This is a genomic window from Affinirhizobium straminoryzae (genome assembly GCF_007004135.1).
Taxonomy (GTDB): Bacteria; Pseudomonadota; Alphaproteobacteria; order Rhizobiales; family Rhizobiaceae; genus Neorhizobium; species Neorhizobium straminoryzae.
This window is the reverse complement of the sequence record NZ_VJMG01000006.1, coordinates 12,446-26,880: the sequence shown is the minus strand read 5'-3', so window position 1 is coordinate 26,880 and position 14,435 is coordinate 12,446. Positions and strand designations below refer to the sequence as shown.

The 14,435-nt window shown below is 62.8% G+C and carries 13 protein-coding genes and 1 CRISPR repeat array; of the genes, 11 read left to right on the top strand and 2 right to left on the bottom strand.

Annotated elements, in window-relative coordinates; all coding sequences use genetic code 11:
• The first annotated feature begins 3 nt into the window (after window positions 1-3).
• From FNA46_RS02185 to cas2e, 11 genes are all read left to right on the top strand, one after another.
• Window positions 4-855: an ABC transporter permease gene (locus tag FNA46_RS02185; RefSeq protein WP_142880706.1), complete on the top strand. Its 852-nt coding sequence runs from the start codon at window positions 4-6 to the stop codon at window positions 853-855.
• Entirely contained in the window at window positions 852-1,574 is a 723-nt protein-coding gene (locus FNA46_RS02180; RefSeq protein ID WP_142880705.1) for an ABC transporter ATP-binding protein, read from the top strand. Before FNA46_RS02185 ends, FNA46_RS02180 begins: the two co-directional genes overlap by 4 nt.
• 11 nt (window positions 1,575-1,585) lie before the next feature.
• Entirely contained in the window at window positions 1,586-2,923 is a 1,338-nt protein-coding gene (locus FNA46_RS02175; RefSeq protein WP_142880704.1) for an LLM class flavin-dependent oxidoreductase, read from the top strand.
• 710 nt (window positions 2,924-3,633) lie between these two features.
• Window positions 3,634-6,195: a CRISPR-associated helicase Cas3' gene (cas3, locus tag FNA46_RS02170; protein ID WP_142880703.1), complete on the top strand. Its 2,562-nt coding sequence runs from the start codon at window positions 3,634-3,636 to the stop codon at window positions 6,193-6,195.
• Between the two features lie 2 nt (window positions 6,196-6,197).
• Window positions 6,198-7,790: a hypothetical protein gene (locus FNA46_RS02165; RefSeq protein WP_210245846.1), complete on the top strand. Its 1,593-nt coding sequence runs from the start codon at window positions 6,198-6,200 to the stop codon at window positions 7,788-7,790.
• Window positions 7,783-8,319: a hypothetical protein gene (locus FNA46_RS02160; RefSeq protein ID WP_142880702.1), complete on the top strand. Its 537-nt coding sequence runs from the start codon at window positions 7,783-7,785 to the stop codon at window positions 8,317-8,319. Before FNA46_RS02165 ends, FNA46_RS02160 begins: the two co-directional genes overlap by 8 nt.
• A complete protein-coding gene (gene cas7e, locus FNA46_RS02155; RefSeq protein WP_142880701.1) occupies window positions 8,316-9,449 on the top strand; it encodes a type I-E CRISPR-associated protein Cas7/Cse4/CasC in 1,134 nt (377 codons plus the stop codon). Before FNA46_RS02160 ends, cas7e begins: the two co-directional genes overlap by 4 nt.
• Window positions 9,436-10,194 (top strand): type I-E CRISPR-associated protein Cas5/CasD, encoded by a 759-nt coding sequence (gene cas5e, locus FNA46_RS02150; RefSeq protein ID WP_210245845.1) that lies wholly within the window; start codon window positions 9,436-9,438, stop codon window positions 10,192-10,194. Before cas7e ends, cas5e begins: the two co-directional genes overlap by 14 nt.
• Window positions 10,191-10,988, top strand: a complete 798-nt coding sequence (locus FNA46_RS02145; RefSeq protein ID WP_142880700.1) for a type I-E CRISPR-associated protein Cas6/Cse3/CasE — start codon at window positions 10,191-10,193, stop codon at window positions 10,986-10,988. Before cas5e ends, FNA46_RS02145 begins: the two co-directional genes overlap by 4 nt.
• Before the next feature lies 1 nt (window position 10,989).
• Window positions 10,990-11,886, top strand: coding sequence for a type I-E CRISPR-associated endonuclease Cas1e (cas1e, locus tag FNA46_RS02140; protein ID WP_142880699.1), 897 nt, complete (start codon window positions 10,990-10,992; stop codon window positions 11,884-11,886).
• On the top strand, window positions 11,886-12,197 hold the full coding sequence (cas2e, locus tag FNA46_RS02135; protein ID WP_142880698.1) for a type I-E CRISPR-associated endoribonuclease Cas2e: 312 nt from the start codon (window positions 11,886-11,888) through the stop codon (window positions 12,195-12,197). Before cas1e ends, cas2e begins: the two co-directional genes overlap by 1 nt.
• 52 nt (window positions 12,198-12,249) lie before the next feature.
• A CRISPR array of direct repeats spans window positions 12,250-12,644; the repeat unit is 29 nt; unit sequence GGTTCCTCCGCACCTGCGGAGATAGACCC.
• 190 nt (window positions 12,645-12,834) lie between these two features.
• On the opposite strand, the gene FNA46_RS02130 is transcribed toward cas2e, so the two are convergent.
• Window positions 12,835-13,590: an ABC transporter ATP-binding protein gene (locus tag FNA46_RS02130; RefSeq protein WP_142880697.1), complete on the bottom strand. Its 756-nt coding sequence runs from the start codon at window positions 13,588-13,590 to the stop codon at window positions 12,835-12,837.
• The gene (locus FNA46_RS02125; protein ID WP_142880696.1) at window positions 13,590-14,435 is read right to left on the bottom strand and encodes an ABC transporter permease; all 846 of its coding nucleotides are present in this window, start codon (window positions 14,433-14,435) and stop codon (window positions 13,590-13,592) included. Before FNA46_RS02125 ends, FNA46_RS02130 begins: the two co-directional genes overlap by 1 nt.

Sequence of the window (14,435 nt, the reverse complement as noted above, 5' to 3'; positions counted from 1 at the left end):
GACATGACAGACATATCCACCAGCACCATTGTCAACAGGCGCATCACGCGCAATGCCGATCGCACGGACAGGAAAAAACCGGCGCGCCTGACGCCTGAAAGACTTCCGGCAGGCTGGCGGCTGATCGGCCCCCTGATCATCCTGATGGGATGGGAGGCCGCATCGCGGCTCGGTGTCCTGTCTCCCAATACGCTGGCAGCTCCTTCGACGGCAGTCAGGACCGGCATCGACATGGTTCTGGACGGCAGTCTGCCCGTTCATCTGGCGGCGTCGGCAGCACGCGCCTATTCGGGGCTGTTTCTCGGTGTCTTCGCTGGCGTCGTTCTTGCCCTTCTTTCGGGCCTGACGCGAACCGGCGAGGCTCTGATCGACGGCGTCGTCCAGATCAAGCGCGCAGTCCCCACCCTCGCCCTGATACCGCTCGTCATCATCTGGCTTGGCATCGGCGAAGCCATGAAGATCTTCCTCATCTTCACGGCTGTCCTCATTCCAGTCTACATCAACACGCATGCCGCCCTGCGCGGCATCGACATCGGTCATGTGGAACTGGCGCGAACGCTCGGGCTGAGCCGTGCGGAATTCATCCGTCACGTTGCCCTTCCCGGCGCCCTTCCAGGCTTCTTCGTGTCCCTGCGCCTGGCTGTCGCATTGTGCTGGACGGCGCTCGTGGTGCTGGAACTCGTCAATACACAGACCGGTATCGGCTACCTCATGAACCGTGCCCGTGACTGGGGACAGACCGATATCATCGTCGTGGGGATCATCATCTACGCGCTGCTCGGGCTTGTCTCCGATGCCATCGTCCGGTTCATCGAAAGCCGTGCGCTTTCCTATCGACGGGCGCTCGGCTCATGAACGCCCATCTTACCCATGCCGTGGTCATTCGTGATCTTTCCCGCAGCTTCAAGGGCAAGACAGTCCTCGACCATATTTCACTCGATATTCCAGCCGGGCAGTTCGTCGCACTTCTCGGAGAATCCGGATCAGGCAAGACGACGCTGCTGCGCGCGCTCGCCGGCCTGGACGACGATGCCGAGAGCAAGGGGCACTATAGCCGGCCGGACAATGTATCTGTCCTGTTCCAGGACTCGCGGCTGCTTCCCTGGAAGACGGTGATCGACAACGTCAAGCTCGGTCTTCGCCGCCCGGACGCGCGCGCCGCCGCCGAGGCGATGCTGGCCGATGTGGGGCTTGGCGACAAGGCAACCGCATGGCCCTCCACCCTTTCCGGGGGGCAGAAGCAGCGGGCTTCTCTCGCAAGGTCTCTTCTGCGTGCACCGGCGCTGCTTCTTGCGGATGAACCGTTCGGCGCACTGGATGCGCTGACCCGGCTGAGAATGCAGGCTCTTCTCATGCGTCTTGTCGAGCACCAGCGACCGACGATCATCCTGGTCACCCACGATGTTGACGAAGCCCTTCTGCTGGCTGACCGGATCCTTGTGCTGAAGGACGGTCATATCGCCGAAGATCACGCCGTCTCGCTTGCCCATCCCCGCCACCAGCACCAGACCGAACTCTCCCTCCTGCGCGCACGTCTGCTCGCAAGCCTCGGCGTGGAAGCCGGCAACCTCTGAAAGGCCCGATCATGTCCCGAATGTTGCACCTCAATCTCTTCCTCATGTCGCGGGGCCATCATGAGGGTGCATGGCGACATCCACACGCAAACCACAAGGCGCTGACGGATCTCGACCTTTACGTCGAGGCAGCCGCAATCGCCGAAAAGGCGAAATTCGACGCGGTGTTCCTCGCCGATACCCTCGCGGCCGGCAACAGCAGCGGCCTGGCCTCGTCCGGCTCGCTGGAGCCGATCGTGCTTCTGTCGCTGCTGGCGGCCCATACGCGCAAGATCGGCCTGATCGGGACCGCCTCCACCACCTATAGCCTGCCCTACACGCTGGCCCGCCAGTTTGCGACGCTGGACCATCTGTCGAAGGGCCGCGCCGGCTGGAACATCGTTACCTCATGGGCACCGGAGGCGGGTGCAAATTACGGCCGGCAACAGAATGTCGACCACAGCGATCGCTACAGGCTGGCCGAAGAATTCGTGGAAGCGGTCGATGCACTTTGGAAGAGCTTTCCGGCCGATGCGGTGCTCGATGATCGCGAGGGCGGGCGATATCTCGACCGTGACCGGATCAGACCGGCAAACTATGCCGGAGAACACTACAAGACCAAGGGACCACTCAATGTTCCTGAAAGTCCGCAATCGCGCCCGGTCTATATTCAGGCAGGTCAATCCGATGCGGGCCGCGCCTTCGCCGCGCGATGGGCCGAGGCCATTTTCACCGCCCACATGACCAAGGACACGGCAAGAACATTCTACTCCGACGTCAAGAACCGCGCCATCGCCTATGGTCGCCGGCCGGAAGACATCGTCGTCCTGCCCGGCATCAGTGCAGCGATCGGCTCGACCTCCAGGGAAGCCGAGCAGGTCTGGGAAGAACTGGACGCCCTTACCAGCACGGAGGTTGGCCTGACCCGGCTATCTGCCCGCTTCGGGGGACACGATTTCAGCGGCATTCCGCTTGATCGTCCGCTGACGCGCGATGACTTTCCGGACCCCGATACGGTGGAAGCCTCCAAGAGCCGGGTGATCGGTTATGTCGACATGACACTGCGGGAAAATCTCACACTCCGGCAGCTTCTTCGCAAGCTTGCTGGCGCCCGCGGTCACTTCGTGGCGACGGGAACGCCCGAAGAGGTCGCCGACATCATCGAGGACTGGTTCCGAACGGGAGCGGCCGATGGCTTCAACGTCATGCCGCCGATCATCAACAGGCAGCTATCTCTTTTTGCGGAAGAAGTGGTTCCGATCCTGCAGAGGCGCGGCCTGTTCAAGACAGACTACGAGGGAAGCACGCTCCGCTCCCATTTCGGCCTGAGCAATGTCGGACGCGGTACGCAACTGGCACGCTCGGCATAGGAAAGACCGCGTTCATCGCAATGGACAGCGGGGTCCGTTGCCGGGCTTGTCGTAAAGGCGGATTCGGCCGCCAGTGTGCTCTTAAAGGGGATAGGCCGCGCTCTGGTAACGTTCGGGCCGGTCAGGGGCGAAGGGATCTATCGAGTTGGATAAGACGGACGTCTGCTCTCGAAGGGACGCCAACCGGCACCCGGTAGACCTTGGCGTCATCGAGATCATCTACCGATATGATCAGCTTCTTTCATTCACGAAACACGAAACGGACAGCATCTCCCAGCAGAGACGTTCGGCCTTCACCTTTAACCACCGGAACGTTCTAAAAGCATGATGCAGAAAGGCAGTATCGTCACCGAAGGCGCACCACTCCACAATGATTTGCACAGACTGTAGCCTGATCAACTGACGTACCGGTAGAGCGTTAGACAACGAGGTGATCAAGAGCGTGGCTTGGCGATGCCATCGCGCCGCTTTCTAACGTATCCATGCAATCCTTCCTCGTCAGGCGGCATAACCGGACGTATGTTCGACAAGCTCGGGATTATCTTGCGCCGCTGCAACATCGATACGCGAGCCTTGCACATTTTACGATTTTGCTCCGTGCGAGGAAATACTTGCGCCCGATTTCCTGTGAGACATGGAACATAATAGTTGCGCATGATTCGAAAAATCACTCTTCTGGTTGTGCAATATCATGAACTGGGGGAGTACCGGTGGAGCCTCTGCTTCCCTGGGGAAAGTCATCGTTTGGGTTGACGCACCATCTCGCGCATCACTGCGCAGACGTTGCGGCCTGCTTCGAGGCCCTGGCAAAACTGCCGGTGGTGCGTAACCGGATGGAGCGATCGGCGGGTCGCGCCCTCACGGAGACCGATATCTCCCGCCTTGCGGCACTCACCTTTCTGCATGATTGCGGCAAACTTCATCCCGGCTTCCAGGCCAAGGGAGATATCGCCGGGATCTCCTGGCCACCGCTCACCCCGCACGGTCACGTCCAGGAAGGCGCGGCGATCTTCGACAGGGTCCAGGATGGCGCCTTGTCGGACGCTCTCAATGTCGCAGCACTCCACAGCTGGGGTGTCAGCCTCGGTCTTCTTCTTGCGGCAATCGCGCATCATGGGCGCCCGTTTTCCGTAGAGCCAAAGGCCGGAACGGGATGGGAAGCCGTTCTCCGGCCTGATTACGCGCCACTTTCAGCAGCGCGCCGGCTGGGAAGCTTGATGCGGGCCTGGTTCCCGCTTGCCTTTGCAGCAGGCGGCGCTCCGCTTCCCGATCGGCCCGATTTCCAGCATCTGTTCTGCGGGCTGGTGTCGCTGTCCGATTGGCTGGGCTCGACCCAGAGCCTCTTTCCCTTCGTCGCCGGGTGTGACCCCGATTACATGGAACGCGCCCGGCAACAGGCCGCCCGTGCGGTTGCCGGCAGCGGTCTGGATGTCCAGCGCTGGCGAAGCGCAATCGAAGGCAAGGCGCGGTTCGAACTGCTGTCCGACGGCAAGAAACCGCGTCCGGCCCAAGAAGTCACCGGTGCGTGGTCGCTGGATGATCCGCTCGTCATTCTCGAAGCGGAAACGGGCTCCGGCAAGACGGAAGCCGCCCTCTGGCGGTTCGCGCAACTCTTCGAAGCCGGAAGGGTGGACAGCCTCTATTTCGCGCTGCCGACGCGTGCGGCGGCACGCCAGATCCATCAGCGGGTGAATGATGTCGTGCGACGGCTGATGGGGGAAGAGGCGCCTGAAGCCGTGCAGGCCGTGCCCGGCTATCTCCGCTCGGGCGACATATCGGGGAAGACACTCCCGGCCTTCGAGGTCTTGTGGGACGATGATCCGGATGAAGCCCGGCGCATTGCGCGATGGGCGGCCGAAAGCGGGCGCCGTTATCTGGCCGCAACCGTTGCCGTCGGCACGGTGGATCAGGTCATGCTGGCAGCGCTTCAGGTCAAGCATGCGCATCTGCGCGCAGCGGCCCTCTCCCGCTCGCTGCTGGTGATCGACGAGATCCATTCGTCGGATCCCTACATGACCGATATCCAGAGCCATCTGCTGACGATGCATCTGGAGCGCGGCGGCCATGCCATGCTGATGTCTGCCACGCTTGGCGCTGAAGCCCGCGCGAAATGGCTGAGCACGGATAACAGGAGCAGAAAACGACAGGACTTCGAGACCGCCATCGCGGCTCCCTACCCCGCAGTCTGGGGTCGCCGGGATGGTCTGCAGGGCGTCGATCGCGCGGGCCAGCACAGCAAGGCGGTTGCCATGGCACTTGTGGCAGGCTGGTCGGGCGAACTTGCGGCAAGGCACGCCATCGAAGCGGCCCGGCAAGGCGCAAAGGTTCTCGTCATCCGAAACACGGTGCGGGCGGCGCAGGAGACGTTCGAAGCGGTGCGCGAGCTGGGTGGCGAAACTCTTCTCATGCAGGTGGCGGGCGGGGCAGCCCTGCACCATTCGCGCTTTGCCGCCGAAGATCGAAGGCTTCTTGACGCCCATGTGGAGCGCCTTCTCAGCCCTGACACCAGAATTCGTGAAACAGAAGGCGTCATCATCGTCGGTTCCCAGACACTGGAGCAGTCCCTCGATATCGATGCCGATCTGCTGATCACCGATCTCTGCCCGGTCGATGTGCTGCTTCAGCGGATCGGCCGGCTGCATCGCCATGAGTTGGGACGCCCGGAAAATTTCGAGGCGCCGCAATGCCTGGTTCTGTCGCCGGAGGACGGATTGGACCGGTTGGCAAAGCCCGCATTCGAAAATGGTCTTGGACAGTTCCGCGATGGCGGCGGCGTCTATCGCAACCTGCATGCCTGTGAGTTGACGCGCAGGCTGGTGCGCGATCACCCCACCTGGGTGATCCCGGAGATGAACCGCCTTCTCGTGGAAAGCGCCACGCATCCCGAGCGCATCGACGCGCTGAGCGCAGAACTCGGCCCACTGTGGCAGACCTATTGGGCCGGCGTTTACGGCAATCATGTTGCCGACGCCCAATTGGCCAAACATCTGCGGCTCCCCGTCGATCGCGATTTTACAGACCTGCCGCCGTTTGCCGATGTGGAGGAAAAAGTCCGCACCCGGCTTGGCGCGGAGGGTGCGCGCATCGACTTTGCCGCGCCGGTCACCAGCCCGTTCGGCGAACAGATCACCGGCATCACCCTGCCTTCGCACTGGCAGGGCGCCTTTTCCGAAGGGCCGGTCGAGCCGCAAGTGGTTGATGGCGCAATCACATTCAGGATCAACGATGCGGCCTTTCGCTACGGGCGAACGGGTCTGATGCGGGAGGGATAAATTTGGTCCAGATAAATCTCATTGAAGAGCCACTGATAGCGGTAAGACCTGATCGAAACCTCACGCTTCCCGGCGTTCTTGCCGCCCTGGCGCGGGACGACATCGAGAGCTTTCCGGCCCTGCGGCCGCATCAGGCGCCTGCCTGGCATATGTTTCTGGTGCAACTGGCGGCACTTACGCTTCACAAGGCCGGACGAAAGGATATTCCCGAGCGGGAGGACGAATGGCTGACGCTGCTGCGGGGCCTGACACCGGATTACCCGGAAGATGAACCCTGGTGTCTGGTGGTCGAGGACTGGTCGAAGCCTGCCTTTCTGCAACCGGCCGTGCCGGAAGGCGTGAAGCTTGGCAATGATGTCGAGACCGCCGATGGACTGGATCTTCTGATCACCTCGCGCAATCACGATCTGAAACAGAGGATGGCGCGAAACGCATCGCCGCAGGATTGGCTGTTTGCGCTCGTCTCGCTGCAAACAGGCGAAGGCTATGGCGGGGCTGGCAATCAGGGCATCGTCCGCATGAACGGCGGTTCCTCCTCCCGCGCCATGCTGAGCCTTGCGCCCTTGGCGAGGGGCAAGACCATGGCCGTGCGGCCCGGTGCGTGGTTCCGGCGGGATCTGCGGGTTCTTCTGGAAACGCGGGAGCGCGCTCTGCAGAACACCCAAATCGATTATGCGGATGGCGGGATTGGCCTGACCTGGCTGGCGCCTTGGCCGGAAGGCGATCAGTTGCAACTGAAAGATCTCGACATCTGGTTCATCGAGGTGTGCCGCCGGGTGCGACTGTCAAACCGTGACGGACGCATCACGGCAGTCAAAGGCACCTCGCGCGAAACCCGCATCGCCGCCAAGGCGCTCAAAGGCAATCTGGACGACCCCTGGGCACCGATCCACAGGACTGAAGGCAAAAGCCTGACGATCGGGGACGACGGGGATTTCGATTATCGGACGCTGACCAGACTGCTGTTTTCCGGGGAATGGGTGCTGCCGCTTCTGGCCCATCGCGCCTCCTTCGAGGGGCCGGATGCGCCGCTTGCCATCACGGCACAGGCCTTGGCGCGCGGCAATTCGAAGACAGGCGGTTTCCGCACCCGCATTGTTCCCCTGGAAAATCGGCAGATTTTGCGCGGCTGGGGTTCTGCGCAATCGCAGGAAACCCTGCGACAGATTGCACAGGAGCAAACCAAGGCCATCGACCGTTTCGACAAGGCTTTGGCCTATGCGCTGGTGCTGGCTGCGGCCTCCGGCGAAAAAGAGCGCATCAGCCGCGACAGCTATGCCCGGACGACAGCAGCCCGCGCCGCACTCGACCGCTTTGCCGATACCATCTTCTTCGAGCATCTGTGGCAGCGCTTCGCGGTCGAGTCCCTGGACGAGGCTGCCAGAAAGGCGGAAGCGCTTAACTTCGCCTCCCGCCTTTGGGAGCGCACACAAGCAATTTTCGAGCAGTTCCTGCCGGATATGCCCTGCCATTCCCTCTATCGGTTGAGAGCCGAAGTGCGGGCAAGGCGGGCGCTTCGAGCGGCAGATCTGCGCGAAAACTATCCCGAAGTGTTCACGGATCAACATGCGAGAGAGGTGACGGAACATGCCTGAGGCCGTCCAGACACAAGATGACGACCTGAAATCCGCGGTCGCCAACCTTGTCGGTGAGCTGATGAAACTCAATCCCGGACAATTGGCCCGTTTGCGCCGAATGGATATCGACGGGCCGGGAGAACTGGAATTCTGGAGGCTGGCGCAGAACAAGGCGCTCAAGCTCTCGGGCAACGACACCGGCATGCTCTTTGTCCGCATTCTGGCACTGCTTGCGCCGCGAGGCGAGGTCGCGTCGAGAGCGCCGTTTCACCGGCTCGGCGAACCGCTGGGCAAGGTTCTGGCCGAGGCCAAGTTCTCGGAAAAGCGGCTGGCCACTTTCATGGCCCTGCCCTTTGCCCGACGCGGAGAAGCGCTGGAAGGCATTGCCCGCTTCATTGCGCGCAAGATGGAAAACGGCGTGAACTGCGTCGATATCGCCCAGCTTCTCTTCGTGAACGACGTCTGGCCGCTGCGCCGGCTCGCAGCCGCTTACTACACCGCATCCGATCGCATTGCTGCCGTCAAGGCAAAGGGAGAAGACAAATGACCAAGCCCCGCTTTCTGCAAATCCATACGCTGCATAGCTATACGGCCGCCCTGCTGAACCGCGACGATACCGGTCAGGCCAAGCGCCTCGTCTATGGCGGCACGACGCGCACCCGCATTTCCTCGCAAAGCCTGAAACGCCATTGGCGCAAGGCAGAGAATGACCCGCACGCGCTGAAACAGCTTGCCGGCTATGTCGATAGCTTCCGTTCGCGCGAACTGGTGACGGAAAAGGTGATCAAGCCGTTGCGGGGCCATTTTGCCGATGAGATCGTGAATGCGCTGGAACCGGCCTTCCAGAAGCTCGTCTACGGCGACAGTGGCGCAAAAGGAAAGAAGAGCCGTCAGACCCTCTTGCTCGGCGAGCCGGAAATCACCTGGCTTGCCGCGCGCGCCGCAGAGATTGCCGCATCAGCCGTTGATGCCAAGGCTGCGGAAAAGGCTGTCGCGGATTGGGCGAAGGACAAGAACTTCAGGACGATGACCGAGGGCGCAAGCCTGCCGGGCGGCCTGACTGCCGCTCTCTTCGGCCGCATGGTGACGTCCGATCCCGCCGCCAACATCGATGCGCCGGTGCATGTGGCGCACGCCTTCACCATTCATCCGGCCGAGAGCGAGGACGACTACTTCACCGCCGTCGACGATCTGAAACGCGATGATGATGATAGCGGCGCCGATACGATCCAGGAAACCGAACTCACCTCCGGCCTCTATTACGGCTATGTGGTGATCGACCTGCCGGGGCTGATCAAAAACTGCGGCGAGGATCGCGAACTGGCCGCCCGCGTGGTGCACAACCTTCTCTATCTGATTGCGGAAGTGTCTCCCGGTGCCAAGCTTGGCTCGACGGCCCCTTACGGCCGGGCGGAACTGATGCTGGTGGAGGCGGGAGACCGCCAGCCGCGTTCGCTGTCGACGGCCTATCGCGAGGCTGTCGGCCACAGTTTCGCCAAGGGGCGTGATGCGCTGGCGCGGCAGCTGGCGGCCTTCGACAAAGCCTATGCGACGGGCGAAGCGCGCCGTCATCTGAGCATCGAGGGCGAGTTGCCCGGCATCGACAAGACGCCGCTTTCGGAGCTGGCAGCCTGGGCCGCCGGACAGGTGAAGGATGCACCCGATGCCGATGACTGACAAACGGTGGCTGATCCTCGATCTGGAGGCGCCGCTGCTCGCCTTTGGCGGTGTCGTCATCGACCAGATCGGGGTTACGCGCGACTTTCCGGCCGCCTCCATGCTGACGGGGCTGTTTGCCAATGCGCTTGGCTGGACACGCACCGAGACGGACAAACATCAGGCGCTGCAGGATCGGCTGGTCTTTGCCGCCCGTATCGATCGCGACAGGCCCGCCGGCATTTTGACCGACATGCAGAATGCACAGCTGGAAAAAAGCGACAGAGGCTGGACCACCTGGGGCCTTGTGGAAGGGCGCGATGGCGCAAGCTATGGCGCGCCGCATCGCCGCAAGCGGGATTACCACATGGATGCGCGCATCATGATTGCGGTTCGGCTGGCCCCTTGCGATGACGCGCCGGATCTGGACAGGCTGGCGGAGGCGCTTTATCGCCCGGCGCGGCCGCTCTTCATCGGCCGCAAGCCTTGCCTTCCCTCGCGGCCGATCCTGGCTGCGCGGCGCGACGACTGGTTTATGGAGGCGCCAACGGCCTATGCCGCACTGTCTCGCCTGCCAGCCGCCGACAGGAAGGACCGGAGGAGCAGGCTGCGCGCCTTCTGGCCACCGGGAGAAGGCCCCGACGAGGGCGAAGCCGTGACCCGCATCCATGACCTGCCGGACCTCAGAAACTGGAAAAGCGGCCTGCATGGCGGTCATCGCAGGGTGATCGAAGGCTTTGTGATGCCGCAAGAGGTGGCCTCATGAGCACGCTTCAACTTGCAAGCCTGCCGGTCGATTTGCGCGAATTTCGCCGGCTGGCGGCGTTTCGCGGCTTTGAAGCCGATGAGGGGCGCGCCTTGCACCATTTCCTCAGCGAAGCCTTTGGAAAGAGCCTGTTGCAGCCATTTCGTCTGATGCCGGCGCCAAAGGGACATGGGGCAACGCTCTATGCCTATACGAAAGCTACCGAAGAGACGCTGCGGGACAATCTGGAGCTTGTGGCACCGGAACTGCTGAACGCCCTGGGAACCCCGCATCTGGCGCTGCGGGAGATGCCAGCCATTTGGCGGGAAGGCAGACGCTTGGCCTTCGATCTGCGTGTGCGGCCCGTGCGGCGGCTGCTGAAGCCGCTGGAGGGGTGGAGTCGCGAAGAAAACCGGCGGCAGCTCAAGGGTGAGGCTCTGCGCGGGCCGATGAAGAAGGGCAGCGAGGTGGACGCCTTTCTGATTGCCCGGCTGCGGCAATTCCCGGATGGTGTGCCGGAGGATGCGGGATCGTTTTCACGCGAGGAGGTCTATCTCGACTGGCTTGCCGAACGCCTTGAAGGCGCCTGCGTGCTCGACCGGCAGGCGACGAGAATGACGCGCTTTGCCCGCGACCGGGTTCAACGCAACGATAGCCACGGCAAGGAAGCGATGTCCGAGGGGCCGGATGCGATCTTCCATGGCGAACTGACGGTCACGAATGGGGAAGCATTTCAAACGCTTCTCGCCTCCGGCGTCGGGCGTCACACGGCCTATGGCTTTGGCATGCTGCTGCTGCGCCCCGGAGGGTCCTGACATGCTGATCGGTCGGCTTGGGCTGGAAAAGGCCCGCATTCCCCACGCGGACAGGCACGGTCTCGTCTGGCTCGACCGAGGACGGCTGGAGGTGGAAGACGGTTGCCTGCGTTTCGTGACGGCCGGCGGCGGCGAGCTTGCCGCCGGCGACTACCAGATCCCGCACCAGGCGCTTTCGATCATACTGCTGGGGCCGGGCTCCAGCGTCACCCACGATGCCCTTCGGCTGCTGGCGCGCCACGGCTGTGCGCTGGCGGCGATCGGCGAAGGGGCGGTGCGCTTCTACACCGCGCCGCCCCTGATGCCCGATACATCGGCACTGGCTCGCGAGCAGGTGCGCCGCTGGGCAGACCCGAAGAGGCGCATGGAGGTGGCGCGCGCCATGTATGCCATCCGCTTCGATGAGATCGTGCGCACCCGCGACATCGAGGTGCTGCGGGGGCAGGAAGGCGCGCGCATCAAGCGCAGCTATCAACTGGCCGCGGAGCGCCACGGCGTGCCCTGGAAGGGGCGCAACTACGACCGTAACAATCCGAACGCCGGCGACATGCCCAACCAGGCGATCAACCACGCCGCCAGCGCCATGCGGGCCGCCGCCGCGGTTGCGGTGGCAAGCGTCGGCGCCATTCCGCAACTGGGTTTCGTGCACGAGGATTCCGGCCAATCCTTCTTGCTCGATATTGCCGATCTCTACCGCCATGACGTGACGCTGGACATCGCATTCGGGGCCGCGAGCGAGGCGCTGAAGACCGGCGAGCCGGTGGAACGGCTGACCCGGCAGCGTGCTGCCAGGCTGTTTCGCCAGCGCGACGTCATTCCCACGATGATTGACCGGATCAAGCTTCTGGTGGGTCCGGACGCGCCCCGGACCGAAACGGCAAACGAGGATGAAGACTGATGCCGATGGTGGTGATCATGACCCGCGATGTGGAGGCCCGCTATCGCGGGTTTCTCGGTTCGATCATGCTGGAACTCTCTGCCGGCGTCTATGCCCATCCCCGCATGAGCGCTGGCGTTCGAACCCGCATCTGGGATGTCATGGTGGACTGGCATGGCCAGCTGCGGCAGGGCAGCATCGTCATGACCTGGGCCGACAGCGCCGCCCATGGCGGCCTTGGCTTGTCCACGCTTGGCGAACCTCCCAAGCAGATCGTGGCGCATGATGCGATGCTGCTGGTGAGGCGGCCTCTCGCAAACGTCAACCCTTGATCGTTGACTGTTCTTTGACATTGTACAGGTTTTCAGGCACTTAGAGGCCAGAGGTTCCTCCGCACCTGCGGAGATAGACCCATTTTGAAAAAAGCTTGCGAAACAGGTGGCACGGTTCCTCCGCACCTGCGGAGATAGACCCCGCGCTGCTGGAGCGTTGTTAGGGCGCTTTCGGGTTCCTCCGCACCTGCGGAGATAGACCCGATCAGATCACTGGTCATCACCCCGGCCACTCGGTTCCTCCGCACCTGCGGAGATAGACCCACTTCCGGGTTCGCGCCGTTTCCGAATTGGGTGGTTCCTCCGCACCTGCGGAGATAGACCCAGGCTCGGCATGGCCTTGTCGCGCGCAGCCGCGGTTCCTCCGCACCTGCGGAGATAGACCCTTCCTGACGGCACTGGGCACCGACATCGGCGCGGTTCCTCCGCACCTGCGGAGATAGATCCCGTTTGAGCGGCAGCCGATATAGACACGGCTATTCTCATCCATGACGCTGTTGAGGTCGGTCATATGCAAACCAATTTTTATGCGCACGCATCCCTCGTCAGGAGATGGCATCGTCTCCTTCAGAGCCGAAGGGCGGAAGCTTCGATTGAAAATTGGAAACGCTCGTGATGATGCGGTAGCGGTCCTGCCTCAGGCGGGTTCGGCGGTACGCTGTTCGCCAAGGGACTGGACGAGCCGTTCCGACAGATGCCGGCGCATCATGGTAAAGCCCTCGCTCATGCGATCGCGCGGCCGAGGCAGATCGATCGGGACTTCCGCGAGAATGCGCCCCGGGAACGGACGCATCACGACCACCCTGTCCGCCATGAAGATCGCTTCCTCGATATCGTGCGTCACCAGCACCATGGTGGAGCCGAAATCCCGCCAGAGATCCACCAGATGGGATTGCAGGTCTTCCCGGGTCATGGCGTCGAGCGCGGAGAAGGGCTCGTCCAGCAGCAGGACCGAGGGCATCGTCACGATCGCTCTTGCGAGCGCCACCCGCTGCGCCTGACCGCCGGACAATTCCTTGGTCCAGCGCCCCTCAAAGCCCGAGAGCCCCAGCCTTTTGAGAACCTGTGCAACGGCCGTCTTCCGCTTGTCCGCGGCAAGATGGGACAGGCCGAAGCCCACATTGTCGGCCACGCTCAACCACGGAAACAGGCGCGGCTCCTGGAACACGACATTCACGAGAGGATCCGGCTTGTGCAGCCGGCGGCCGCGCAGCTTGACCGTCCCTTCGCTGGCCTCTTCCAGGCCGGCGAGCAGGCGCAGAAGCGTGCTCTTGCCGCATCCGGAACCGCCGATGATGGCCACCACCTCCCCTTTGCTGATGCTCAGCGTAAAGGCTTCCAGCGCGCGGGTCCCGTTGGGATAGATCTTCGACAGGCGCAGGATATCGAGCATTACCGTTTCCCCTGATGCGTATCCTGCCAGGCGAGGAACGGGGCGGAGCAGAGCAGAAGCACGGTATCCGTCACCTTGCCGACCAGGGCGAAGACGAGGATGGCGGCAATGATCTGATCCGGCTTGCCCAGTTGCTGGCCATCAACCAGAAGATAGCCCAGCCCCTCCGATGCGCCCATGAACTCGGCAGCAACCACGAACATCCAGCCAAGGCCGAGGCCCGCGCGCAGGGCCAGCACATAGCTTGGCAGGATGGACGGCAGCAGGATCCTGCGGACAAGCCCCAGCCGCGACAGGCGGAAGACACGTCCGACCTCAACGATGCGCCGGTCGACGCCGGTGATGGCCCCATGCACCCCGAGATAGACCGGAAAGAAGACGCCGACAGCGATCAGGGCAACCTTGGAGGTCTCGAAAATACCGAACCACAGGATGAACAGCGGCACCCAGGCAATGGAAGGGATGGCCCTGAGTGCCTGCAGCGTGGGATCGAGAAGACGCGACGCCAGGGGCGAGGAACCGGTCACCGCCCCGAGCACCGTGCCGGCTGCCGCGCCCGTCACGAAGCCCACAAGCACGCGCCGCAACGTGACCCCGATATGCATCGAGAGTTCTCCCGAGGCGGCGAGCGATGAGAGCGCCGTCAGAACGCGCGAGGGCGGCGGCATCAGCCGCCCTCCAATCACACCGGACCGGACGCCGAGTTCCCAGCCTGCGAGCACAAGCAGCGGAAACAGGACGGAAATCAGGACCGGTTTCAGCAGCTGTAGAAGCGAAGCACCCTGCCGCAAGGGCAGATCATCGCCCGGCTGGCGTTTGAGAAAGACGGCTTCCAGAAAGGCCAT

What these genes read in the sequence shown, in the direction of transcription:
- FNA46_RS02145 (WP_142880700.1), top strand. Translation starts at nt 10,191, where the DNA reads ATGAGCACGCTTCAACTTGCAAGCCTGCCGGTCGATTTGCGCGAATTT.
- FNA46_RS02175 (WP_142880704.1), top strand. Translation starts at nt 1,586, where the DNA reads ATGTCCCGAATGTTGCACCTCAATCTCTTCCTCATGTCGCGGGGCCAT.
- FNA46_RS02185 (WP_142880706.1), top strand. Translation starts at nt 4, where the DNA reads ATGACAGACATATCCACCAGCACCATTGTCAACAGGCGCATCACGCGC.
- FNA46_RS02130 (WP_142880697.1), bottom strand. Translation starts at nt 13,590, where the DNA reads ATGCTCGATATCCTGCGCCTGTCGAAGATCTATCCCAACGGGACCCGC.
- FNA46_RS02125 (WP_142880696.1), bottom strand. Translation starts at nt 14,435, where the DNA reads ATGGCCTTTCTGGAAGCCGTCTTTCTCAAACGCCAGCCGGGCGATGAT.
- cas7e (WP_142880701.1), top strand. Translation starts at nt 8,316, where the DNA reads ATGACCAAGCCCCGCTTTCTGCAAATCCATACGCTGCATAGCTATACG.
- FNA46_RS02160 (WP_142880702.1), top strand. Translation starts at nt 7,783, where the DNA reads ATGCCTGAGGCCGTCCAGACACAAGATGACGACCTGAAATCCGCGGTC.
- FNA46_RS02180 (WP_142880705.1), top strand. Translation starts at nt 852, where the DNA reads ATGAACGCCCATCTTACCCATGCCGTGGTCATTCGTGATCTTTCCCGC.
- cas1e (WP_142880699.1), top strand. Translation starts at nt 10,990, where the DNA reads ATGCTGATCGGTCGGCTTGGGCTGGAAAAGGCCCGCATTCCCCACGCG.
- cas2e (WP_142880698.1), top strand. Translation starts at nt 11,886, where the DNA reads ATGCCGATGGTGGTGATCATGACCCGCGATGTGGAGGCCCGCTATCGC.
- cas5e (WP_210245845.1), top strand. Translation starts at nt 9,436, where the DNA reads ATGCCGATGACTGACAAACGGTGGCTGATCCTCGATCTGGAGGCGCCG.